The sequence below is a fragment of the Micromonospora globosa genome (assembly GCF_000717585.1).
GTDB classification, from domain to species: domain Bacteria; phylum Actinomycetota; class Actinomycetes; order Mycobacteriales; family Micromonosporaceae; genus Micromonospora; species Micromonospora aurantiaca.
Genome location: NZ_JNZR01000003.1, coordinates 96,031 through 117,262, shown reverse-complemented (window position 1 = coordinate 117,262; position 21,232 = coordinate 96,031). Strand labels below are relative to the sequence as shown.

The 21,232-nt window shown below is 73.9% G+C and carries 19 protein-coding genes and 1 pseudogene; 7 read left to right on the top strand and 13 right to left on the bottom strand.

All coding sequences use genetic code 11. The annotated features are described in order from the left end of the window. Positions 1 to 66: 66 nt before the first annotated feature. Positions 67 to 489, bottom strand: a complete 423-nt coding sequence (locus tag IF06_RS0104915; RefSeq protein ID WP_030269290.1) for an ester cyclase — start codon at positions 487 to 489, stop codon at positions 67 to 69. A gap of 94 nt (positions 490 to 583) precedes the next feature. Here IF06_RS0104915 and IF06_RS0104910 point away from each other — a divergent pair, with 94 nt between their 5' ends. Then, positions 584 to 1,627: a glutathione S-transferase family protein gene (locus IF06_RS0104910; protein WP_030269288.1), complete on the top strand. Its 1,044-nt coding sequence runs from the start codon at positions 584 to 586 to the stop codon at positions 1,625 to 1,627. 152 nt (positions 1,628 to 1,779) lie between these two features. Here the strand turns inward: IF06_RS0104910 and nuoH are convergent, their stop codons facing one another. Beyond that, positions 1,780 to 2,742 carry an NADH-quinone oxidoreductase subunit NuoH gene (gene nuoH / locus IF06_RS0104905; RefSeq protein ID WP_013288672.1) on the bottom strand — a complete coding sequence of 321 codons (963 nt, stop codon included), beginning with the start codon at positions 2,740 to 2,742 and terminating at the stop codon, positions 1,780 to 1,782. Beyond that, on the bottom strand, positions 2,742 to 3,734 hold the full coding sequence (locus IF06_RS34935) for an NADH-quinone oxidoreductase subunit C (protein WP_030269286.1): 993 nt from the start codon (positions 3,732 to 3,734) through the stop codon (positions 2,742 to 2,744). Before IF06_RS34935 ends, nuoH begins: the two co-directional genes overlap by 1 nt. Before the next feature lie 103 nt (positions 3,735 to 3,837). On the opposite strand from IF06_RS34935, the gene IF06_RS0104895 reads away from it, so the two are divergent. After that, complete coding sequence (locus tag IF06_RS0104895; protein WP_030269284.1) at positions 3,838 to 4,884, top strand: glucose 1-dehydrogenase; 1,047 nt, start codon at positions 3,838 to 3,840, stop codon at positions 4,882 to 4,884. 32 nt (positions 4,885 to 4,916) lie between these two features. Here the strand turns inward: IF06_RS0104895 and IF06_RS0104890 are convergent, their stop codons facing one another. Continuing rightward, entirely contained in the window at positions 4,917 to 6,233 is a 1,317-nt protein-coding gene (locus IF06_RS0104890) for a DUF2252 domain-containing protein (protein WP_030269283.1), read from the bottom strand. A gap of 36 nt (positions 6,234 to 6,269) precedes the next feature. Further along, on the bottom strand, positions 6,270 to 6,830 hold the full coding sequence (locus tag IF06_RS0104885) for an NADH-quinone oxidoreductase subunit B (RefSeq protein ID WP_013288676.1): 561 nt from the start codon (positions 6,828 to 6,830) through the stop codon (positions 6,270 to 6,272). Positions 6,831 to 6,979: 149 nt separating this feature from the next. On the opposite strand from IF06_RS0104885, the gene IF06_RS0104880 reads away from it, so the two are divergent. The 3 genes from IF06_RS0104880 to IF06_RS0104870 all read left to right on the top strand — a co-directional run bounded on the left by IF06_RS0104880 (position 6,980) and on the right by IF06_RS0104870 (position 9,761). Further along, positions 6,980 to 7,537, top strand: a complete 558-nt coding sequence (locus tag IF06_RS0104880; RefSeq protein ID WP_013288677.1) for an RNA polymerase sigma factor — start codon at positions 6,980 to 6,982, stop codon at positions 7,535 to 7,537. Next, complete coding sequence (locus IF06_RS0104875; protein ID WP_030269282.1) at positions 7,530 to 8,720, top strand: hypothetical protein; 1,191 nt, start codon at positions 7,530 to 7,532, stop codon at positions 8,718 to 8,720. Before IF06_RS0104880 ends, IF06_RS0104875 begins: the two co-directional genes overlap by 8 nt. Before the next feature lie 99 nt (positions 8,721 to 8,819). Continuing rightward, positions 8,820 to 9,761, top strand: a complete 942-nt coding sequence (locus IF06_RS0104870) for a hypothetical protein (protein WP_030269281.1) — start codon at positions 8,820 to 8,822, stop codon at positions 9,759 to 9,761. Between the two features lie 49 nt (positions 9,762 to 9,810). Here IF06_RS0104870 and IF06_RS0104865 read toward each other — a convergent pair whose 3' ends face one another. Genes IF06_RS0104865 through IF06_RS0104855 form a run of 3 tightly spaced genes read right to left on the bottom strand, consistent with a single transcriptional unit; the run spans position 9,811 to position 13,069 of the window. Continuing rightward, on the bottom strand, positions 9,811 to 11,289 hold the full coding sequence (locus IF06_RS0104865) for a pyridoxal phosphate-dependent decarboxylase family protein (protein WP_030269279.1): 1,479 nt from the start codon (positions 11,287 to 11,289) through the stop codon (positions 9,811 to 9,813). Positions 11,290 to 11,324: 35 nt separating this feature from the next. After that, positions 11,325 to 12,722, bottom strand: coding sequence for an MFS transporter (locus IF06_RS0104860; protein ID WP_030269277.1), 1,398 nt, complete (start codon positions 12,720 to 12,722; stop codon positions 11,325 to 11,327). 32 nt (positions 12,723 to 12,754) lie between these two features. Further along, positions 12,755 to 13,069, bottom strand: a complete 315-nt coding sequence (locus tag IF06_RS0104855) for an MGMT family protein (protein WP_030269275.1) — start codon at positions 13,067 to 13,069, stop codon at positions 12,755 to 12,757. 13 nt (positions 13,070 to 13,082) lie between these two features. On the opposite strand from IF06_RS0104855, the gene proB reads away from it, so the two are divergent. Continuing rightward, entirely contained in the window at positions 13,083 to 14,240 is a 1,158-nt protein-coding gene (gene proB / locus IF06_RS0104850) for a glutamate 5-kinase (protein ID WP_052166128.1), read from the top strand. 74 nt (positions 14,241 to 14,314) lie between these two features. After that, positions 14,315 to 15,556 (top strand): glutamate-5-semialdehyde dehydrogenase, encoded by a 1,242-nt coding sequence (locus tag IF06_RS0104845; RefSeq protein ID WP_030269271.1) that lies wholly within the window; start codon positions 14,315 to 14,317, stop codon positions 15,554 to 15,556. A 591-nt stretch (positions 15,557 to 16,147) separates the two neighbouring features. On the opposite strand, the pseudogene IF06_RS34825 reads toward IF06_RS0104845, so the two are convergent. The 5 genes and pseudogenes from IF06_RS34825 to IF06_RS0104820 all read right to left on the bottom strand — a co-directional run. Beyond that, positions 16,148 to 17,017 (bottom strand): annotated as a pseudogene (locus tag IF06_RS34825) (hypothetical protein); the annotation flags it as partial. A 129-nt stretch (positions 17,018 to 17,146) separates the two neighbouring features. Then, a complete protein-coding gene (gene moeZ, locus IF06_RS0104835) occupies positions 17,147 to 18,394 on the bottom strand; it encodes an adenylyltransferase/sulfurtransferase MoeZ (RefSeq protein WP_030269268.1) in 1,248 nt (415 codons plus the stop codon). 41 nt (positions 18,395 to 18,435) lie between these two features. Then, positions 18,436 to 19,260 (bottom strand): DUF3152 domain-containing protein, encoded by an 825-nt coding sequence (locus IF06_RS0104830; RefSeq protein ID WP_030269266.1) that lies wholly within the window; start codon positions 19,258 to 19,260, stop codon positions 18,436 to 18,438. A gap of 79 nt (positions 19,261 to 19,339) precedes the next feature. Continuing rightward, positions 19,340 to 20,203: a DUF3152 domain-containing protein gene (locus tag IF06_RS0104825; RefSeq protein WP_013288688.1), complete on the bottom strand. Its 864-nt coding sequence runs from the start codon at positions 20,201 to 20,203 to the stop codon at positions 19,340 to 19,342. Between the two features lie 5 nt (positions 20,204 to 20,208). Next, complete coding sequence (locus tag IF06_RS0104820; protein ID WP_030269264.1) at positions 20,209 to 21,207, bottom strand: alpha/beta fold hydrolase; 999 nt, start codon at positions 21,205 to 21,207, stop codon at positions 20,209 to 20,211. Positions 21,208 to 21,232: the final 25 nt, after the last annotated feature.

The window sequence follows — 21,232 nt, the reverse complement described above, 5'->3', positions numbered from 1 at the left end:
ATCCTGCCCTGTGGCCCGGGCGCGCGCGACCACCACCCGGCGCTTTGGCCCGCGCGGGCGGCCGGATCACGCCTCGCCGGGTGTGAGCGGAGGCAGCATCTCCACGCCGAGCTGCTGGAGCATCTGGAACAGCTCGTTGACGCTCCACACGTCCACGATCCGGCCGTCGTCGTCGAAGCGCAGGAACGTCGCGCCCGAATAACTGACCACGCGGCCGGTCGGCGGCACCGGGCCGAACTGGCCGGCCTGGGTGCCGGCGGCCCGCCAGCGCACCGCCACCCGCGTACCGGTCGCCACCACGTCGACGATCTTGTAGCGCAGGTCGGGGAACGACGCCCGCCGGTCCCGGTGCCACGCCAGCATCGCCGCCGGGCCGGTGCCGCCCAGGCCCGGGCAGTCCGCCGCCACCAGCTCGTACGCGCTCTCCTCGCGCCCCGCATTCCACACGTCGGCGACGAAACGCCGGGCTGCCGCCTCCACATCGGTCACGGCGGGCAGCCTATGCCCCTCTCCGGGGCACTCGCCCTGCCGGGAGCCGCCGGAGCGACCATGATGGGAACGAAAGGCGAACTCGGAGGTGGGTGTGGGCAGCGACGACGAGGTCCTGGACCGGACCGGCGGCAAGTACGTGGAGCCGGGTGGTGAGTTCACCCGGGACCAGCGCTACATCGCCACCCGGATCACCGCCGACGAGCGGGACGGCTGGCCGGTGGAGCCGGGGCGCTACCGGCTGGCGGTCAGCCGGGCCTGCCCCTGGGCCAACCGGCTGATCATCATCAGGCGCCTGCTCGGGCTGGAGGACGCCATCTCGATGGCCGTGGCCGGGCCCACCCACGACAAGCGGAGCTGGACGTTCGACCTCGACCCGGACGGCAAGGACCCGGTGCTCGGCATCGAGCGGCTGGCCGACGCGTACTTCGCCCGCTTCCCCGGCTACGAGCGCGGCATCACAGTGCCGGCGCTCGTCGACGTGCCCACCGGGCAGGTGGTGACGAACGACTACGCGCAGATGAGCCTGGACCTCACGACCGAGTGGACGGCGCACCACCGGCCGGGCGCGCCGGACCTCTACCCGGAACCGCTGCGCGGCGAGATCGACGAGGTCAACCAGGTCGTCTTCGCCGACGTCAACAACGGGGTCTACCGGTGCGGCTTCGCCGGCAGCCAGGAGGCGTACGACAAGGCGTACCACAGGCTGTTCGACCGGCTGGACTGGCTGAGCGAGCGGCTCGCCGGGCAGCGGTACCTGGTCGGCGACACGATCACCGAGGCGGACGTACGGCTGTTCACCACGCTCGTGCGCTTCGACCCGGTCTACCACGGGCACTTCAAGTGCAACAGGCAGAAGCTCAGCGAGATGCCGGTGCTGTGGGCGTACGCGCGGGACCTGTTCACCACGCCCGGGTTCGGCGACACGATCGACTTCGACCACATCAAGCGGCACTACTACGAGGTCCACCGGGACATCAACCCGACGGGGATCGTGCCGCTCGGCCCCGACCTGAGCAACTGGCTGATCCCGCACGGGCGGGAGGAGCTGGGCGGTCGTCCCTTCGGCGACGGCACCCCACCCCCGCCCCCACCCCCGTCCGAGCGGGTAGACCCCGCCCACACCCCGTTGCGCTGACCCGCTCCCTCCCCCGCCCTCGCCTCGCCTCGCCGATCTTGCACTTTGGGCCCGGAACCTGGGCGTCTTGCCCCTTTCGCCGGGGCAGGAAGTGCAAGATCGACGGGGAGGCGGGGAGGCGGGGAGGGGAGGAGAGGGCGGGGAGGGGCGGGCTACAGGGCCAGGCGGACTGCGGCGGTCAGGACGAGCTGGGCCAGGGCCAGGGGGACCAGGACCAGCCAGCAGAGGCGCTGGAGCTGGTCCTCGCGCAGCCTCGGGTAGCTCACCCGCAGCCAGATGATCACGAAGGCGACGGCGAAGACCTTCAGCAGCGTCCACAGCCAGCCGAGCTGCGCGTCGGCGAACGGGCCCTGCCAGCCGCCGAGGAACAGCACAGTGGTCAGCGCGGCGATCACCACGATGCCCACGTACTCGGCGAGCAGGAAGAACGCGAACCGCAGGCCGGTGTACTCGGTCATGTAGCCGAAGACCAGCTCGGAGTCGGCCACCGGCATGTCGAACGGCGGACGGCGGATCTCCGCCAGCCCCGCCACGAAGAAGATCACCATGGCCGGTGCCTGCCACAGCAGCCACCAAGGCTGCCATGCCTCCACGATGCCGGGCAGGCTGAGCGTGCCCGCCGCCATCGCCACCGAGGCGGCGGCCAGTACCAGCGGCAGCTCGTACCCGAGCAGCTGGGCGGCGCCGCGCAGCCCGCCGAGCAGGCTGTACTTGTTCGCCGACGCCCACGCGGACATGAGCACCGCCAGCACGCCGACGCCCACCACGGCGAGCACGAAGAACAGGCCGATGTCCAGCGGCTGGGCGACCAGGTCACCCGGCCCGAGCGGGATGACGAGCAGCACCAGCAGGTACGGCACCAGCGCCACAGCGGGCGCCAGCCGGAACACCGGCCGGTCCGCGTCGCGCGGGGTGACGTCCTCCTTCTGCACGAACTTGATGCCGTCGGCGACCAGTTGCGCCCAGCCGTGGAAGCCGCCCGCGTACATCGGGCCCAGCCGGCCCTGCATGTGCGCCATCACCTTGTGCTCGGCCTGGCCCACGATCAGCGGCAGCGTGAGGAACGCGACGAGCACGCCTGCCACGCGCAGGACCAGCTCCAACCAGTCCGGCATCAGCTCTCCCCCGCCGCGTCCGGCTCCGGCTCCTGGCGGGGCGGCCCGGTCGGCCGCTCCCCCGGCAACGGCCGCCCGAGCGGACCCGCCTCACCGGCCGCGGGAGCAGCGGCGGACGCCGGCCCGGCCTCCCCGGAAGCGGGCGGCTCCGGAGCCTCCCCGGCAGCGGGCCTCGCCGCACCCTCCCCGGCGGTCGCCCGCGCTGCCCCCTCGCCGGGAGCGGCAGGCCGCGCGGCACCCTCGCCAGAAGCAGGCCGCGCGGGACGCTCACCAGGAGCAGGCCGCGCCGGGCGCTCAGCGGCAGCAGGCCGCGCCGGACGCTCGCCCGGAGCGGGCCGCGCCGGGCGTTCGCGGGCCGGGCGCGCCGGCGTACCCCCTCGGGGGCCCTCACCCGCGCCGGCCGCACCCGCCGGCGTGGGCGTCGTGCCCCACTCACCCGGCGCGGGCACGCCCGGCGGCCGGACCGGCCGGCGGCCGCCGCCCGCCTCCGACTCGCCCGGCTCCTTCGCGCCGGGCCACGGCTTGGCGACCCGGGAGGCGAGGACGAACTCCTTGCGCAGCGGGTGCCCCTCGAACTCCGGTGGCAGCAGCAGCGGCCGCAGCTCACCGTGGCCGGCGAAGTCGATGCCGAACATCTCGTGCGTCTCGCGCTCGTGCCACGCGGCGCCGGGGAACAGGTCGACCACCGAGGCGACGACAGGCGTGTCCCTGGGCACCCGGGTGCGCAGCAGCAGCCCGTGCCGGTGCCGGACCGACCAGAGGTGCAGCACCACGTCGAAGCCGTCGGCCAGCTCGTCCACCGCCGACAGCCAGTCCAGGAAGTCGAGGTCCAGCTCGGCGTCGTCGCGCGCCGCGCGCACCGCGTCCGCCCAGCTCGCCAGGGGTACGTCGACGGTGGCGCGGGCGTACCCCTGACCGCCGGAGACCGATGCGGTGGCCTCGACGGGCGCGAGCAGCGCGACCACCCGCCGGCCGACCTCTTCCGGAGTCATGCGCTGATCCTATGGCCGACGGCTGCGGACCGGGCCGGGCCGCCCGTGCCGGGATCGCCGCTTTGCCGGGCGGGCGGGGCGAGCGCGCGGAAAGATGAGGTCCGTGCGCGCTGTGACTGTGACCCCCGGTGTCCCGGACTCGCTGCGGCTCGTCGAGGACTGGCCCGAGCCACCGCCCGAGGAGGGCGCGATCCTGGTCGAGGCGCTGGCGGTGGGTGTCTGCGGCACCGACCACGAGATCGTGGCCGGCGAGTACGGCGAGGCGCCGCCGGGCCAGGAACGGCTGGTGCTCGGGCACGAGTCGCTGGGCCGTGTGCTGGATGATCCGACCGGCACGTTGCACACCGGTGACCTGGTCGCCGGTGTGGTCCGCCACCCCGATCCGGTGCCCTGCGCGAACTGCGCGGTGGACGAGTGGGACATGTGCCGCAACGGCCAGTACACCGAGCACGGCATCAAGGCACTGCCCGGTTTCGCCCGGGAGCGCTGGCGGTTGCAGCCCAAGTTCGCCGTCGGCCTGGACCCGGCGCTCGCATCAGTGGGCGTGCTGCTGGAGCCGACGAGCGTGGTGGCGAAGGCGTGGGACCACATCGAGCGGATCGGCCGCCGGGCCGAGTGGAAACCGATGACCGTGCTGGTCACCGGCGCCGGGCCGATCGGGCTGCTGGCCGCGCTGCTCGGCAGCCAGCGTGGGCTGTCGGTGCACGTGCTGGACCGCAACACCACCGGGCCGAAGCCGGAACTGGTCCGCGCGCTCGGGGCGACGTACCACACGGCGACCGTGCCCGAGCTGGACGTGAAGCCGGACGTGGTGATCGAGTGCACCGGCGCGCCCACTGTGGTGCTCGACGCCATGTGCAAGGCCGCGCCCACCGGCATCGTCTGCCTGACCGGTGTGTCCAGCGGCGGGCGGACGATCAACTTCGACGCCGGTGCGCTCAACCGGGAGCTGGTGCTGGAGAACAACGTGGTGTTCGGCTCGGTGAACGCCGGGCGGCGGCACTGGGAGATGGCCGCCGAGGCGCTCGCCCAGGCCGAACAGTCGTGGCTGACCTCGCTGATCACCCGCCGGGTGCCGCTGTCGAACTACCGCGAGGCGTACGCCTCGGTCGGTGAGGACATCAAGGCGGTGCTGGACTTCACGCAGTAAGGCGGGGCGCCGGACCCGGCGCCCCGGCCCTCTCAGATGCCTGGTAGCCGGCCGTTGCGGAACAGGTCCACGAAGAGCTGGTGGTCCTCGCGCGCCCGGATCCCGTACCGGTGCCCGAAGTCGACCAGGTAGCCGACGAACGCCTCCGGGTCGGCGTCGACGACCGCGACGATCGCCTCCTCGGTGGAGTAGTCGACCAGGTCGTGGCTGGACTCGTCGTCGGCGACCGAGTGCATCCGGGCCACCGCCCGGCCCAGGTCGGCGAGCACGCCCGCCAGTGCCTCCGGCTCGTTCACGTCGGCCCAGTCCAGGTCCGCCGCGTACGGGGACACCTCGGCGACGAGCTGCCCGACGCCGTCCAGCTCGGTGAAGCCCAGCCACGGGTCGGCGTGCGCCTGCAACGCGCGCTGCGACTCGGCGGTGCGGTGCCCCTGGTGCCGGAAGTACGACCGGACCCGCTCGTCGTCGACGTACCGCGCCACGGCCGGCACCTGCGCCTGCTTCATGTAGATGACGACGTCGTTCTCCAGCGCCTGGGTGTGCCCCTCCAGCAGCAGGTTGTACGACGGCAGCCCGGCCGACCCGATGCCGACGCCCTTGCGCAGCACCACGTCCTTGATGCCGGCGGCGACCGGGCGCATCCGGGTGGTCGAGTCCGGCAGCGTGTGCAGGTAGTCGGCGAACGCGGCGCAGACCTTCTCCCGGGTGGCGTCGTCGATCTCGTGGACGCCGTCGCCGAGGGAGAACCGGCGCTCGTAGTTGTCGATCGTGGTCTGCGAGGCGAGCAGGTCCACCCGGGTGTTCAGCCGCGCCTGCTGGAGCACCCGGCGCAGCACGCCATCGGCGTTGTCGAGCGTGATCGAGCCGATCGCGTCGTCCCCGCCCGCGGCGATGGCCCGCAGTTCGGCCAGGTACGACCGGGCGAAGCCGGTCACCAGTTCGCCGATCACCCGGTCGGAGAGCGCCTTGGCGTAGCCGAGCAGCGCCACGCTGGCGGCGAACCGCTTCAGGTCCCAGGTGAACGGCCCGACGTACGCCTCGTCGAAGTCGTTGACGTTGAACACGAGCTGCCCGGAGGCGTTCATGTAGGTGCCGAAGTTCTCGGCGTGCAGGTCACCGTGGATCCACACCCGGCTGGTCCGCTCGTCGAGGAACCGGTCGCTGCCGAAGTCGCCGCGCTGGTCGGCGTAGAACAGCGCGGCGCTGCCCCGGTAGAAGGCGAACGGTGACGCCGCCATCTTGCGGAACTTGCGACGGAACGCCGCCGGGTCGATCGCCATGGACGCGCCGAACTCCTCGGTCAGCACGTCGATGATGAATGCGGAGCGCTTCTCCGCGAGGTCGGTCATGAGCCGCAGGCTAGCCCCGCGCCGCCACCTGGCGGTTCAGCCGACCGGCGGACGTACCGGTGGTGCGGTGAGCGCCTCGACCGGCCGCGCCACAGCGTCCGCCGGGGAGGTGAGCGCGTCGGGCCGGGGCACGCCGCCGATGCCTGACTGCTCGGCGGCGATCTTCTCCTGGAGGCGCAGGATGCCGTGCAGCAGCGCCTCGGGGCGCGGCGGGCAGCCGGGCACGTACACGTCGACGGGGATGAGCTGGTCGACGCCCTTGGTCACCGAGTAGGAGTCCCAGTACGGGCCGCCGCAGTTCGAGCAGGCGCCGAACGAGATCACGTACTTCGGCTCGGGCATCTGGTCGTAGAGCCGCTTGACCGCCGGGGCCATCTTGTCGGTGACGGTGCCGCTGACCACCATCAGGTCGGCCTGCCGGGGCCCGTGGGCGAACGGGATCACGCCGAGCCGCATGAAGTCGTGCCGGCCCATGCTGGTGGCGATGAACTCGATGGCGCAGCAGGCCAGGCCGAAGTTGAACACCCAGAGCGAGTAGCGGCGGCCCCAGTTCAGCACGAACCGGATCGGCTCGCCGAGCACGGCCGGCACCTGCACCTCGGGCCCTCCCCTGTCTGCGAAATTCCGCTGTCCCTGAACCGACAGTCAACCACAGCGCCCGGATCGGCAACCCCCGCAACCGGTACGGGCGTCAGGGCGTGTGACCGGCGTGACCGCGTCGGCGGTACGCACACGGGGAGGACCAGGTGACGGTGACGAGGGAGCCGATGCTCGACGAGCCACCCGAGGGGACAGCGAGGCGCGCCGAGAGGCGCGAGGCGGTCGACTTCGACGGGCTCTACCACGCACACTTCCGGTCCCTGACGCTTCAGCTCACCGCCTACTGCGGTGACCTGTCCCAGGCGCAGGACATGGTGCAGGAGGCGTTCTGCCGGGCGTTCGCGCGCTGGTCCCGGGTGTCCCGCTACGACGATCCGGTGGCCTGGGTCCGCCGGGTGGCCTGGAACCTGGCCACCAGCCGCTGGCGGCGGCTGCGGACGGCCCAGGCGTGGCTGCACCGCCAGCGGGAGGAGTACGTGCCGGGGCCAGGGCCGGACCGGGTCGCGCTGACCGCCGCGCTGGCCGAGCTGCCGCCGCATCAGCGCCGCGCCGTGGTGCTGCACTACCTGGCCGATCTGAGCGTCGCGCAGATCGCGGCGCAGGAGGACGTGCCGGAGGGCACCGTCAAGTCCTGGCTGTACCGGGGGCGGACCGCGCTGGCGGCGAAGCTCACCACCACGAGCGAGGTGAACCACCATGACTGAGCCCGACGACATCCTGATCGGCGGCGAGTTCGCCGAGTTCCGCACGGCGTACACGCCTGTGGTGCACCCGGCCGGGACGGCCGCGGTCCGGCGCACGGTCCGGCGCCGCCGCCGACGTACAGCGGTGGTCACCGCGGCGGCCGTGGTGCTTGCCGTGGTGATCCCGGTGGGCGCGAACGCCGCCCTGGACCGGCGGCCCGGACCGCCCCCGGCGCCCGCGCAGACAGTCACCCCGACTCCGTCCGAGAGCACGTCGCCGCCATCGTCGACGCCGCCGCCGAGCACGGCCGGCTCGACCCCGGCCGTTCCGGACGGGCGGATCACGCGGTCCCAGCTGCTCGCGGCCCAGCTCGACCTCGTGTCCTGGCCGGACGCACCGAAGACCTGTGTCAGTGACGACGTCCGGCTCCGGTCCGGCCCGCAGGACGAATCGGTCCCGACGCTGCTCGCCGGGCCGGAGTACGCCGACCTCGACGGCGACGGCGCGACCGAGACGGTCGTCCTCGTCGCCTGCCGCTACGGCGAGGCGTCGGGCAAACAGGTGCTCGCCTTCGACCGGGGCGGGGACGGCCGGATCATCACCATGGGCCGGGTGGTCGGCACCCGTGAGGGCATGGATGACATCACCGAGTTCTCGGTGCGGGACGGCGGGGAGGTCCGGGCGCACGTCGCCGACATCCAGCCCTGTTGCGGCACGCCCGAATGGACGCCGCAACGGCAGTGGCGGACGTACGCCTGGAACGGTGAACGGTTCCGGCAGGTCGACGGGCCCACGAAGTTCGGCACCGACCCCCGTCTGACCGACCTCACGATGACCGCCCGCGACGTCGTGGCCGGGCCGCCGGACAAGAAGGGTATCCGGAAGGTAACGGTCACCGTGACGGTGGTGAACCGAGGGCCGGTGAGCGTGCGTCAGCTCGGGTTCACCGGTTGGTACGACTACACGAGACCGAACGGGTCCGCCCTGGACCGGTGCCGGAACGTGCGTCTCGACGGGGGCATCGCCTGCGTGCTGGACACCCTGTCGGTGGGCGCGAGCAGGACGTACACGTTCACGTTCGACCATCCGGCGACCGCCGACGAGCCGCCGACGCTGCGGGCGATCCACATCGACTCGCAGGAGCGGTACTGGAACGACCTGAACTGGAAGGACAACGAGGTCGAGCTGACCTCCGTCGGCTGACCGACAGATCGCAACCGACCGTCCCGTCCGGACGTGTCACCGGCATCGGACGGGCGGAGATGCCGCCGTCCGGCAACGGGGAATCACGGGAGGAACAGCATGACCACACGTACGGCACGGATCGCCACCGCACTGCTCGGTGGGACCGCCGCACTGATCACCCTGGCCGCGCCGGCCGCCGCCGCGCCGGGCGCCGCCACCGGCCGCGTCGACGTCACGGCCCAGCGGCTCGTCCTCGACCCGACCGACCGGGGGTACGTCGGGACGCTCACCGCGACGGTGACCAACCGGCGGTCGACCGCGACGTCGGTGAGCCTGGTCGTCACCGAGCCGGCGGGGGCGTCGTTCACCTCCATCGAGCCCGGCGGCGGCTGCCTCTACGACCGCCTGGTGGAGAACCGGCTGGTGATCGGCTGCGGCGGCGAGCAGATCGAGGCCGGCAAGAGCCGCACCTTCCGGCTGGGCTTCCACGTCTGGACCACGGCGCGCACGTACCCGATGGTCGCGAACGGCGGGCGGATCGAGGTCGTCCCGGACGGCGCCGCCGCGGCCTCGGACGCCACCGGCTTCACCACCCTCTTCCGCTCCACCACCGGCAGCCTGCGCAAGCCGCGACCGTACGTGCAGGCCGTCGACACCGACCTCAGCATCCGGGGCGGCGCCGTGACGCTGACCCCGCAGCCGGACGGCACCCTGCTCGGCCGGATGCCGGTCACCGTGCGCTACGGCAACGACGCGCCGACCTTCGCTCTCAACGTCGCCGCCGCCCTGCCCTCGGGGGTGCAGGTCGACCACATCGAGCCGCAGGACATGCCGAGCTTCCCGCTCGGGTTCACCGTGCCGGGCGGCCGGTTCATGCCCGGTGAGGAGCGCACCTTCGACGTCTTCCTCAGCGCGCCCGTCGGCACGGCGGCGGGCGAGCTGGGCACCGGCAGCCTCACCGTGACCGGGAGCTACTTCTGGCAGGCCGAGGACCCGCAGGACGTGGACCCGTCGGACAACACCACGTCGTTCACGGTGACCGCGGCCGCCGCGAGCTGACCCGTCGCCCGCCCGGCCGGCGCCCACGCGCCGGCCGGGCGTCGCGGCGTCACCAGGCCGGACGCTGGAGCAACCCGACGAACTCCGCGAGCAGCCGTTCCCGCAGCCGCGCCGGGGCGGCGTCGAGCAGCGTGTTCACCACCGCCATCCGGTCCGGCACACCGGCGCCGCCGGCCAGGCCGAGGCCGCCTGCCAGTCCGGCCACCAGCTCGGGGGTGAGCGCCTCCGGCGCGAGGCTGCCGGCCAGCGCCAGCAGCTCCGGCGGCAGCACGACCGGCCCGGCGGCGCGGGCCGCCGCGACCGCCTCGGCCAGCGCCGGGCCGAACTCGGCCACCCGGGGCGCCACCGCCGCAGTCACCGTGAGGTGCACGCTGGCCGGCAGATCGGCGTACGTGAGCTGGGGCTGGGTGTGCCAGCCACGCGCGGTCAGCTCGTCGACCAGCACGAACAGGTCGAGCCCCGGATCGTCGCTGGTGAAGCAGACCACTGTGGTCTCCGGTTCGGCCATCAGCCGCAGGCCTCCGGTGGCCCGTACCGCGTCGGCCAGCCCGGTTACCGCGTCCCGGGTGGCGGCGGCCAGCCGCAGGTAGCCGTCCTCGCCGAGGTGGCGAAGTGTGGCGTACGCGGCGGCGATCGGCCCGCCGGACCGGGTGGAGGCGATCACCGGGTTGACCATCGTGTACCCGGGCCAGTCGGCGTACGCGAAGAACTGCGGGGCGCGCAGCGCCGGATCGCGGTGCAGCAGCACCGAGACGCCCTTCGGCGCGTACGCGTACTTGTGCAGGTCGACCGAGATCGAGGTGACCCCGGGTACGGCGAAGTCGAACGGCGGCACCGGCGCGCCGAGCCGGCGCAGCCAGGGCAGCGCCCAGCCGCCGAAGCAGGCGTCCACGTGGCAGCGCACACCCGCGGCCTGCGCGACGGCGGCGATCTCGGTCACCGGGTCGACCACCCCGTGCGCGTACGACGGGGCGGACGCCACCACCAGCACGGTCTCCGGGCGGATCGCGGCGGCCACCGCGGCCGGGTCCGGCCGCAGCGTCACCGGGTCGACAGGCACGGTGTCCAGCGTGACCCGCAGGTAGTGCGCCGCCTTGGCGAACGCGGCGTGCGCGCTTGCCGGCGCCACGATCCGCGGCTCGGTCAGGTCGGGGCGGGCGTCCCGGGCCGCCTTGACGGCGAGGAGCAGCGACTCGGTGCCGCCGCTGGTGACGCTGCCGACCACGTCCGGTGCGCCGGTGCCGGGACCGCCGCCGAGCAGCCGCGCGGCGGCGCCGACGAGCGCGTTCTCCATCGCCAGCAAGGACGGGAACGCGGTCGGGTCGAGGCCGTTGACGTGTGCGCTCTCCGCGTACGCGGCCTGCGCCAGCTCGTCCAGTCCGGCCACACCGGGGTCGTAGACGTACGCGAACAGCCGCCCGCCGTGCGTCGGGCGGTCGGCGGCCCGCAGCGCGCGGATCTCGCCTAGTACGTCCGCCGCGGGCATCCCCTGCGCGGGCAGCGCACCCACGTCTGCCGTGTCGGTCATCGGGTGATTCCTCTCGTGGACGGGCCGGACGGTGCTCACGCCCGCGTGACCGGGGCGTCGGCCTCGGTGGTTCCGGGCGCGGTGGCCTCGGGCACTGTGGCCCCGGACGCGGTGGCCAGCTGGGCCGGGGTCAGGGTATAGCCGCGCAGCAGCACCAGCGGGATCGCCACCAGCAGGGCGGGCAGCACTGTGAAGCCGAGCAGCACGCCGAGCCGAGCCGTGTCGGACTGGACGGCGGCGGTGCCGGTGGACGAGGAGACGTAGCCGGAGAGCTGGAGCACCAGGCCGTAGATGCCCGGCCCCAGCGCCAGCCCGAACGTCTCCCCTGCCGTCCACAGCCCGGTGAACACGCCCGCCTGCCGCCGCCCGGTGCGCGCCGTGTCGTACGCGATGCAGTCCGGCAGCATGGCCAGCGCGAAGACCTGCTGGCCTGCGTACCCGACGCCGATCACCGCGACCACCGCGTAGGCCGCGGCGGCGGGCAGAGCGGGCGCGGCGACCAGGGCCAGCGCGCCCGCGGCGAAGATCAGCGACGCGGCGACGAGCGACGCCCGCTTGCCCAGCCGGGCGCCGGCCCGGGACCAGAGCGGCATGACCAGCAGCGCGGGCGCGACGAAGCAGGCGAACAGCAGCGTCGGGCCGCTGTCCGGCTCACGCAGCACCTGGTCGGCGAAGTACTTCACCCCGGCCAGCACGGTGGCCACCCCGGCGGACTGGATCACGAAGCAGATCAGCAGCACCCGGAACGGCCGGTTGCCGGTGGCGACAGCGAGCTGCGCGCGCAGACTCGGTTCGCTCTCCCCCACCGTCCCGGTCGGCGCGGATCGGGTGCCGAGGAACACGCCGACCGTGCCGGCGACGATCAGCGCGGCCACGAACAGACCCATCCACCGGTGGCCGGGCACGCCGTCGCCGCCCGCGCTCACCACCGCCGGGGCCACCGCGCCGGAGACCAGGATGGCCAGCGCCAGCACCGCGATCCGCCAGGTCATCAACCGGGTACGCTCCGCCGGGTCGGCGGTCAGCTCGGCCGGCATGGCCACGTAGGGCACCTGGAAGAACGCGAACGCGGTGGCGGTGGCCAGGAACGCCAGCGCCACGTACGCGGCGGCGGCCGGACCGTTCGCGAACGGCGCGGCGAAGATCGAGGCGAACAGCACCGCGAGCGCCAGCCCGCCACCGAGCAGGTACGGGCGGCGCGCGCCCCAGCGGGAGCGGGTCCGGTCGGAGATCCGCCCGGCGACCGGGTTGACGAGCACGTCCCACGCCTTCGGCAGCAGCACCAGCAGGGCGGCCAGCCCGGCGGCGACGCCGAGCGTGTCGGTGAGGTACGGCAGCAGGAGCAGCCCGGGCACGGTGCCGAACGCGCCGGTGACCAGGGAACCCAGCGCGTACCCGAGGTGCACCCGGCGGGGCAGGCCCGAAGCTGTCATGGCGCCGAATGTTACTCACGTTATGGCCCGGGTCACATCCCCTCGTCCGGTGACCAGGACGCCGCCGCCAGGTCCACCCGGTCGCCACGCAACGGGCAGCCCTCGGCGAGCAGCCGTTCCCGGGCCTTGCGCTCGTGCCCCGGCGGCATCCGACCGGCCGCGTTCACCACCCGGTGCCACGGCACCCCGCCCCCGTGCCGCGCCATGATCGAGCCGACCAGCCGTGGCGACGCCCGTCCCGAGCGGTCGGCGAGCGCGTCGGCCACCGCCCCGTACGACATCACCCGCCCCGGCGGGATCCGCTCGACCAGCGCCAGCACCGCCTCGACGTATTCGTCAGGTGTCACGAGCTGCCACGATATGGGAACGCGCCGCGGCGCGGCAGACCGCAGCGCGCAGAATGGTCGGGTGCGCGAAGCAGTCACCTCGGCCCGGCGGATCGTGGTCAAGATCGGTTCGTCCTCGCTGACCACCGCGACGGGCGGCCTCGACGACGCCCGGGTCGACGCGCTCGTCGACACGCTCGGCGGGCTCGCCGCCTCCGGACGCGAGGTGGTGCTGGTCTCCTCCGGCGCGATCGCCGCCGGGCTCGCCCCGCTGCGGCTGCCCCGGCGCCCGCGCGACCTGGCCACCCAGCAGGCCGCCGCCAGCGTCGGCCAGGGCCTGCTGATCGGCCGGTACGCGGCCGCGTTCGCCCGGCACGACCGCACCGTCGGGCAGGTGCTGCTCACCGTGGACGACGTGACCCGGCGGGCCCACTACCGCAACGCGTACCGGACGCTGCGCAAGCTGCTCGACCTGCACGCGGTGCCGATCGTCAACGAGAACGACACGGTGGCCACCGAGGAGATCCGGTTCGGCGACAACGACCGCCTGGCCGCGCTCGTCGCCGCGCTCGTCGACGCCGACCTGCTGGTGCTGCTCTCCGACGTCGACGCGCTCTGGACCGGCGACCCGGCCCGCCCGGGCAGCACCCGCATCACCGAGGTGCACGGCGAGGGCGACCTGGCGGGCGTGGACGTGGGCGGGGCCGGCCGGGCCGGGGTGGGCACCGGCGGCATGGTGACGAAGGTCGAGGCGGCCCGGATCGCCACCGGCTTCGGCATCCCGGTGGTGCTGACCGCCGCGCCGCTGGCCGCGCCGGCGCTGGCCGGGGAGCCGGTCGGCACGTACTTCCACCCGAGCAGCCGCCGCCCCGCCGCCCGTCTGTTCTGGCTGGCGCACGCCACCGCTCCCCGCGGCCGCCTGCACCTCGACCCGGGCGCGGTGCAGGCGGTGGTCGGCCGCCGCAAGTCGCTGCTGCCCGCCGGCATCACCGCCGTCGACGGCGCGTTCACCGCGGGCGACCCGGTGGACCTGGTCGACACCGCCGGCGCGCCGGTGGCCCGAGGGCTGGTCAACTACGACGCGGTGGAGCTGCCGGGGCTGCTCGGCCGTTCCACCTCCGAACTCGCCGCGGCGCTCGGCCCGGCGTACGAACGCGAGGTCGTCCACCGCGACGACCTGGTCCTGCTGTAAGGAAGGGGCCCTTCTTAACAGACGTCTGTTAAGAAGGGGCCCCTCCTTGAACCCTGTCTGAAGGAGTACGCACGATGAGCGTCGTCGAGCAGGCCCGGCGAGCCCGGGACGCGGCGGAAGCCCTGGCCACGGCCACCCGTACCGTCAAGGACGCCGCGCTGCACGCGATGGCCGACGCGCTCGTGACGCGTACCCCGGAGATCCTGACGGCGAACGCGGCGGACCTGGCGGCAGGGCGCGAGGCCGGGCTGTCGGCGGCCGTGCTGGACCGGCTCGCGCTCGACGAGGGCCGGGTGGCGGCGATCGCCGACGCGCTGCGCCAGATGGCCGCGCTGCCCGACCCGGTGGGCGAGGTGGTACGCGGCTCGACCCTGCCGAACGGCCTGGAACTGCGGCAGGTGCGGGTGCCGTTCGGGGTGGTCGGCATCGTCTACGAGGGCCGGCCCAACGTGACTGTCGACGCCGCCGGGATCTGCCTGAAGTCCGGCAACGCGGCGCTGCTGCGCGGCTCCTCGTCGGCCGCGCACTCCAACGCGGCGCTGGTCGCGGTGCTGCGCGACGCGGTCTCCGGCGCCGGGCTGCCGGCGGACGCGGTGCAGCTGCTCGACTCCAGCACCCGCGACTCGGTGAAGGAGCTGATGCGCGCCCGCGGCCTGGTCGACGTACTGATCCCGCGCGGCGGCGCGTCGCTGATCCGCGCCGTGGTCGAGGAGTCGACGGTCCCGGTGATCGAGACCGGCGTGGGCAACTGCCACGTGTACGTGGACGCCGCCGCCGACCTCGGCAAGGCCCTGGCGATCACGCTGAACGCCAAGACGCAGCGCCTGTCCACCTGCAACACCGCCGAGTCGCTGCTGGTGCACCGGGACGTCGCGGACGCGTTCCTGCCGGCGGTGCTGGCCGCGTTCGCCGACGCCGGGGTGACTGTGCACGGCACGCCCGAGGTCGCCGCCCACTCCGACGCCGTGGTCGCGGCCACCGAGGAGGACTTCGGCACCGAGTACCTCTCCGCCGACATCTCCGTCGCAGTGGTCGACTCGCTCGACGCGGCGGTCGCGCACATCCGCCGGTACGGCACCGGCCACACCGAGGCGATCGTCACCGACTCGCAGCGGGCGGCCCGGGAGTTCGTGGCCCGGGTGGACTCGGCAGCGGTCATGGTCAACGCGTCCACCCGCTTCACCGACGGCGGCGAGTTCGGCTTCGGCGCGGAGATCGGCATCTCGACGCAGAAGCTGCACGCACGCGGGCCGATGGGCCTGCCGGAGCTGACCAGCACCAAGTACGTGGTCACCGGAGACGGTCACCTGCGCTGATCGGTCCGGTCCCCTGGGCGGCCACCAGTACGGGGTGGTGGGGGCATCATGGTGCCTCCGATGCCACCATCTCGCCGAACTGGTGTTGATCAACTGGCCGGGCTAGGCGATCTGGAGTGGATCCCCGTCCGCCGATGGCGGTGTGACGAGCGGAGGCAGCCCCGGGGGCACCGGAGCAGCGGGCGGCACCGGGCCGGACGGCGGGTCCGGCACTGACGGCGCAGCCGGCTCGGTGCTCCCGTCGGGGAGCAGGTCGGGCGCGACGATCCAGGCGGACCACGGCCCCTGCCCGCCGTCCGGCCCGGCCGACGAAGCGGGCGCGGTCTCCGGCCCGGCCGACGACACGCCACCCGGCCCCGGCGAAGGGTCGGAGCCGAGGCGGTGCGGCGGCGGCCCGGCATCGGGAGCCGGGGCGGGCGACGCAGGCGCGGGCGCGGTTACCGGCGGGGCGGGCGACGCAGGCGCGGGCGCAGGCGGCGATGTGGGGAGGCGGCGCGGGCGCGGGGCCGGTACGGCCGGCGGCGCGGGCAGCTCCGCGGCCTGCGGCACCACGAACGGCGCTCCGGAGGCCGGGGCCTCGGGCGTGTTCGGGCGGCACGCGCGGATCGCCCGCAGCGTGGTGTGCACGTCGAACTGGTGGCCGTCGTCGCTGTCCCAGCCGCCGTCGCTGCGCTGCGTCTCGGCGAGCCGCCTGCGCGCGGAGACCAGCAGCCACTGCTCCTCGCCCACGTCGACCCGGCGCAGCGTGGCGGCCAGCCAGGCCACGTCCGCCGGGGACATCCGGGGGATCCGGTCGGCCAGCACCGCCTGGATGCGCGCCGACTCGTAGTACATCTGCTGGCGGTGCAGCACCGCGGCGGCGAGCCAGCCGGCGGGCAGGAAGGACGGCCAACTGCCGTCCGGGGCGAGCTGGGCGGCGAGCGCCTGGGCCGCCGCCTGCACCACACCGGCGTACGCGCCGCCGACCCGGTGGTCGAGCGGACCGGCGGCCCGCGCGTCAAGACCGGCCACTGTCAGCCAGAACCCGGCGTTGGCTGTCTGGTAGAGCCGGGCCTCGGGGTCGCCCGGGGCCGCCCACTCGGGGGCGAGCCCGGCCAGCGAGGGGTCCTCGTCCCAGCCGCCGTCGGGCAGTTGCCGGGCGGCCAGCCAGTCCAGCGCGTGCCGGGCGGCCGGGCGGCCCAGCGCGCCGAGGTCGTCCAGCTCGGCCAGGCGGAAGCAGGTCGCGTCGATCGAGGCGACCTCGCCGTCGAGGACCGCGGGCCAGCCGCCGCCCGGCGCCTGCCCGGCCTCGGCGGCGTCGAGCACGTCGGGCGGCACCGGAGCGCCGGAGCGCAGCCGGGAGAGACGGGCGCGGTCCACCGCGTCACCGTGAGCGACGACGAATCCGATCGCCGCGTCCAAGTCGACCACGGCACTGACGGTACTGGCGCGGCCGAGGTTACGCCTCGGCAGCTCGGTCAGGGCCGGTACCGCCCACCGGTCGTCGAGGGCATCCGCCGGAGGGTTGCCCGACCCGGCGTTTGCCCACGCCAGGGGCGCGGAAAGCACGACGGGCCCGCCCGGAGCGCCGGGCGGGCCCATCGACACGACTCAGTACGCGGGCAGCGACGGGTCGACCTGCTTGACCCAGGAGAGCACACCGCCCTGGAGGTGCACCGCGTCGGAGAACCCGGCCGCCTTCAGCGCGGCCAGCGCCTCGGCGGAGCGGACGCCGGACTTGCAGTGCAGCACGATCTGCCGGTCCTGCGGGAACTTCGCCAGCGCCTCGCCGGACAGGATCTCGCCCTTGGGGATGAGCGTCGCGCCGGGGATGCGGACGATCTCGTACTCGGCGGGCTCGCGCACGTCGACCAGGAAGATGTCCTTGCCCGAGTCCTGCCAGTCCTTCAGCTCCAGCGCGGTGATGGTCGAGTCGACCACCGCCTCCTGCGCCTCGTCGGAGACGGCGCCGCAGAAGTCCTCGTAGTCCTCCATCAGGTCGGTGAGTGTCGGGTTCTCGCCGCAGAGCACGCAGTTCGGGTCCTTGCGAACCTTGATCTTGCGGTAGCTCATCTCCAGAGCGTCGTAGACCATCAGCCGGCCGACGAGCGGCTCACCGATGCCGGCGAGCAGCTTGATCGCCTCGTTGACCTGGATCGACCCGATCGACGCGCAGAGCACGCCGAGCACGCCGCCCTCGGCACAGGAGGGGACCATGCCGGGCGGCGGGGGCTCCGGGTAGAGGCAGCGGTAGCAGGGGCCGTGCTCGGCCCAGAACACCGACGCCTGGCCGTCGAAGCGGTAGATCGAACCCCAGACGTACGGCTTGCCGAGCAGCACCGCCGCGTCGTTGACCATGTAGCGGGTGGCGAAGTTGTCGGTGCCGTCGACGATCAGGTCGTACCGGGAGAAGATGTCCCGGACGTTCTCCCGGTCCAGCGCGGTGTTGTGGATCTCCACGTTGACCAGCGGGTTGATCTCGCGGATCGACGCCGCGGCGGACTCGGCCTTGGACCGGCCCACGTCGGAGACGCCGTGGATGACCTGGCGCTGGAGGTTCGACTCGTCGACGGTGTCGAAGTCGATGATGCCGAGCGTGCCGACACCGGCCGCGGCCAGGTAGAGCAGCGCCGGCGAGCCGAGGCCACCGGCACCCACACAGAGCACCCGGGCGTTCTTCAGCCGCTTCTGCCCCTCCACCCCGACGTCCGGGATGATCAGGTGGCGCGAGTAGCGGCGGATCTCGTCTACGGTCAGCTCGGCGGCGGGTTCGACGAGCGGGGGCAACGACACGGTGGACTCCCCGGGATCGGCGGTGTGACCGCGCCATTGTCGCTCGCCCGGACGGGGATCGGCCATGATGAGGGACACTCGGCCCGAACTGCGGGACCGGGAATAACTCAGACGCCGTCGGTGGGCTCGCCCTCGTACCGCATTCCGCCGATATACGGCCAGGCGTTCGGCAGGCAGCCGTCCAGCCCGTACGTCTGCTGCTGCATCACCGGGGCGGGCGCGCCGGGCTCGGGGCACGCCTGGTGCAGCTCGCCGAACTCGTGCCCGACCTCGTGGTTGATCACGTAGGTGCGGTAGACCTCCAGCGGGGCGCCGTAGTCGGGCACCGCCGTCATCCACCGGGCCAGGTTGAGCACGACCCGGCCGGGCAGCCGGCAGGAGGTGTACCGGTCGGTGCGCAGGCCTCCCTCGGCGCACATCCGCTCGGAGGTGACGGGGGTGGCGAGGTAGACGGTGAAGTCTGCGGCGGCCGCCTCGGGCACCCGCTGCACCCGCAGGTCCCCCGACGCGATCCAGCTGCGCGGGTCGCCCAGTACCGCGTCCACGGTGGCGGCGAACTCGTCGGCGTCCTGCCCCGTGTCCTGCTCGACCTCGACCCGGTAGCGGCGCAGCGGGCCCTCCTGTCCGCGTACCGGAGATCGACCCTGGGCCACCGCGAACGTGCCGGGGCCGGCGGTGGGGTAGCCGGTCGGCGCCGGGGCCGGGACGTCGGCCTCGGCGCCGCGCGCCAGCGACGGTTCGGCGGCGAGCGACGTCCCACCGTGCCCGGACGACGGCGCGTTCAGCCGGGTGATGCCGACCGCGCCGCCGACGGCCGCGAGCAGCATCGCCAGCAGCAGCACCGAGCGGCGGCGCCGCCGTCGCATCCGGCGCAGGGTGGGACGCTCGGACGGCGGCGCGGCAGGGGTGTCGTAAGGGGACGACGACGTCATGACCTCAGCGTGCCATGCAATTCGGGCATTTAGCTGCTTTTGCCGTCTATGCCGCGAATGTTCTTCACAAACCGGGTGGTCAGAGGGCCGGCCCGGTGTACCGCTTCCCGCCCACGTAGGGCCACGGGTTCGGCCGGCAGCCCTTGAGGAAGAGCGTCTGCTGCTGCATCACCGGCGCCGCCCGGCCCGCGCCCGGGCACCCCTCGTGCCGGTGCCCGAGCTGGTGCCCCACCTCGTGGTTGACCACGTAGAGCCGGTACGTGTCCAGCGGCATCCCGGCGTCGACAAGGTGCGGCGCCGAGGTCCGCCACCGGTCCAGGTTGATCACCACCTTGCCCGGCACCCGGCACGACGTGTACGGCACCCCGCCCACCCGGATGTCGATCCCGCCCGCCCCGCACAGCCGCCCGGCCGTGTCCCGGGTCGCGAGGTAGATCGTGAAGTCGTACCGGTCGTCCGCGCCGACCCGCTGCAACCGCAGCCTGCCGCCGTCGACCCAGCTACCCGGGCCGGCCAGGGCCCGCTGCACCGCCTCGCCGAACGCGCGGACCTCCTCGCCGGAGCCGTTCTCCACCGCCACCCGGTAGCGGCGCAGCGTCCCCGAGCGGCCGAGCACGCCGCTGGTCCGGTCGTCGTACGCGAAGCTGCCCCGGCCCTTCGCCGGCCCCGGGCCCGCCAGCGTCAGCACCGGCGCGGCCGGCGAGCTGGGCGTCACCGCCGGCGGCGGCGCGACGCTCGGCGTGGACGGCTCCCGCGTAGGCGCCGGAGGCTGGGCGACGAACCCGTCGGTGATCCGCGTCCCCGCGCCCGCCGACGGCAGTTGCACCGCCACGCCGACGCCGACCGCGGCGGCGGCAGCGAAGGCGCAGACCACGAGCGCGGTACGCCAGTGACGAAGCGAGGAACGGGAGCGGGCGGCACGAGGACGGCGGGAGCTGGGCATCCGGCTCAGCCTGCCATGTCACGCTCCGTTCCGCTCTCCCCCATGCCGGTGGTGAGCGACTGTGTCGCCTCGGCGAGCAGGCCGAGCACCGCCCGCGCCACGGTCCGGGGCACCTCCAACTGGGCCACGTGCCCGACGCCGTCGAGCATCAGCAGCCGGCTGTCCGGGATGACCCGGGCCGCCTGCGGCGCCACCCGCACGTCGACCAGCCGATCCTGCCGCCCGCCCACCACGAGCGTGGGCGCCCGTACCGCCGCCGCCTGCCGCCAGAGCGCGCCCTCCCCCGGCAGGTACGAACGCAGGAAGCTGCCGACCAGGCCCCGGAACGTCCGCACGTACGCGGCGGCGTAGTGGGCCGCCTCGTACCGGACCCGGATCTCGTCGATCGCCTCCTGCCGGCGCTGATCGCTGATCCGGGTCAGGTCCGCCACGCACGCCTCCATCACCTGCTGCGCGGTCACCTCCGGGCTGAACTGGGCCAGCCGCCAGGCGGCCAGCCGTTCGCCCCGGGGGATCGCCAGCAACGGGAGCATCCGCCCCTGCAACGAGCGGCGGAAGTCCAGGAACGGCAGCGCGGGCGAGACCAGTGTGAGCGTGCGGACCAGGTCCGGGCGCAACGCCGCCACCCGCACCGAGATCGCGCCGCCGAGCGAGTTGCCGAACAGGTGCACCGGACCCCGGTCGCTGTGCTCGATCCAGCGGATCACCCGCTCGGCGAAGGACGGGATCGTGTAGCGCGGCCCCGGCTCGCTGCGCCCGAATCCGGGCAGGTCGATCGCCTGGCCGTCGAGCCGGTCCGCGAGCAGCCCGGCCAGGTCGGTCCAGTTCTGCGCCGACCCGCCGAGGCCGTGCACGTACAGCGCGGGCTCCGCGCCGGGACCGGTGGCCGGGGTGTCGCGGACGTGCACGAGCGTGCCGTCGAGGCGTACGTGCCGGCCGGGCCAGGGCGGCGGGACGTGGTGGGTGGGAAGGCTGTGCTCCGGCCACAGTGCGGCGCGCTTCATGCCTCCAGTCTTCCCCGCACGCGCC

Bases quoted from the DNA above. Each gene is read 5' to 3' on its own strand.
- nuoH (WP_013288672.1), bottom strand. From the start codon at position 2,742: ATGCCGGACTGGTTGGAGCTGGTCCTGCGCGTGGCAGGCGTGCTCGTC.
- IF06_RS34935 (WP_030269286.1), bottom strand. From the start codon at position 3,734: ATGACTCCGGAAGAGGTCGGCCGGCGGGTGGTCGCGCTGCTCGCGCCC.
- IF06_RS0104890 (WP_030269283.1), bottom strand. From the start codon at position 6,233: ATGACCGACCTCGCGGAGAAGCGCTCCGCATTCATCATCGACGTGCTG.
- IF06_RS0104875 (WP_030269282.1), top strand. From the start codon at position 7,530: ATGACTGAGCCCGACGACATCCTGATCGGCGGCGAGTTCGCCGAGTTC.
- IF06_RS0104870 (WP_030269281.1), top strand. From the start codon at position 8,820: ATGACCACACGTACGGCACGGATCGCCACCGCACTGCTCGGTGGGACC.
- IF06_RS0104865 (WP_030269279.1), bottom strand. From the start codon at position 11,289: ATGACCGACACGGCAGACGTGGGTGCGCTGCCCGCGCAGGGGATGCCC.
- IF06_RS0104860 (WP_030269277.1), bottom strand. From the start codon at position 12,722: ATGACAGCTTCGGGCCTGCCCCGCCGGGTGCACCTCGGGTACGCGCTG.
- proB (WP_052166128.1), top strand. From the start codon at position 13,083: ATGGGAACGCGCCGCGGCGCGGCAGACCGCAGCGCGCAGAATGGTCGG.
- IF06_RS0104845 (WP_030269271.1), top strand. From the start codon at position 14,315: ATGAGCGTCGTCGAGCAGGCCCGGCGAGCCCGGGACGCGGCGGAAGCC.
- moeZ (WP_030269268.1), bottom strand. From the start codon at position 18,394: ATGGCCGATCCCCGTCCGGGCGAGCGACAATGGCGCGGTCACACCGCC.
- IF06_RS0104830 (WP_030269266.1), bottom strand. From the start codon at position 19,260: ATGACGTCGTCGTCCCCTTACGACACCCCTGCCGCGCCGCCGTCCGAG.
- IF06_RS0104825 (WP_013288688.1), bottom strand. From the start codon at position 20,203: ATGCCCAGCTCCCGCCGTCCTCGTGCCGCCCGCTCCCGTTCCTCGCTT.
- IF06_RS0104820 (WP_030269264.1), bottom strand. From the start codon at position 21,207: ATGAAGCGCGCCGCACTGTGGCCGGAGCACAGCCTTCCCACCCACCAC.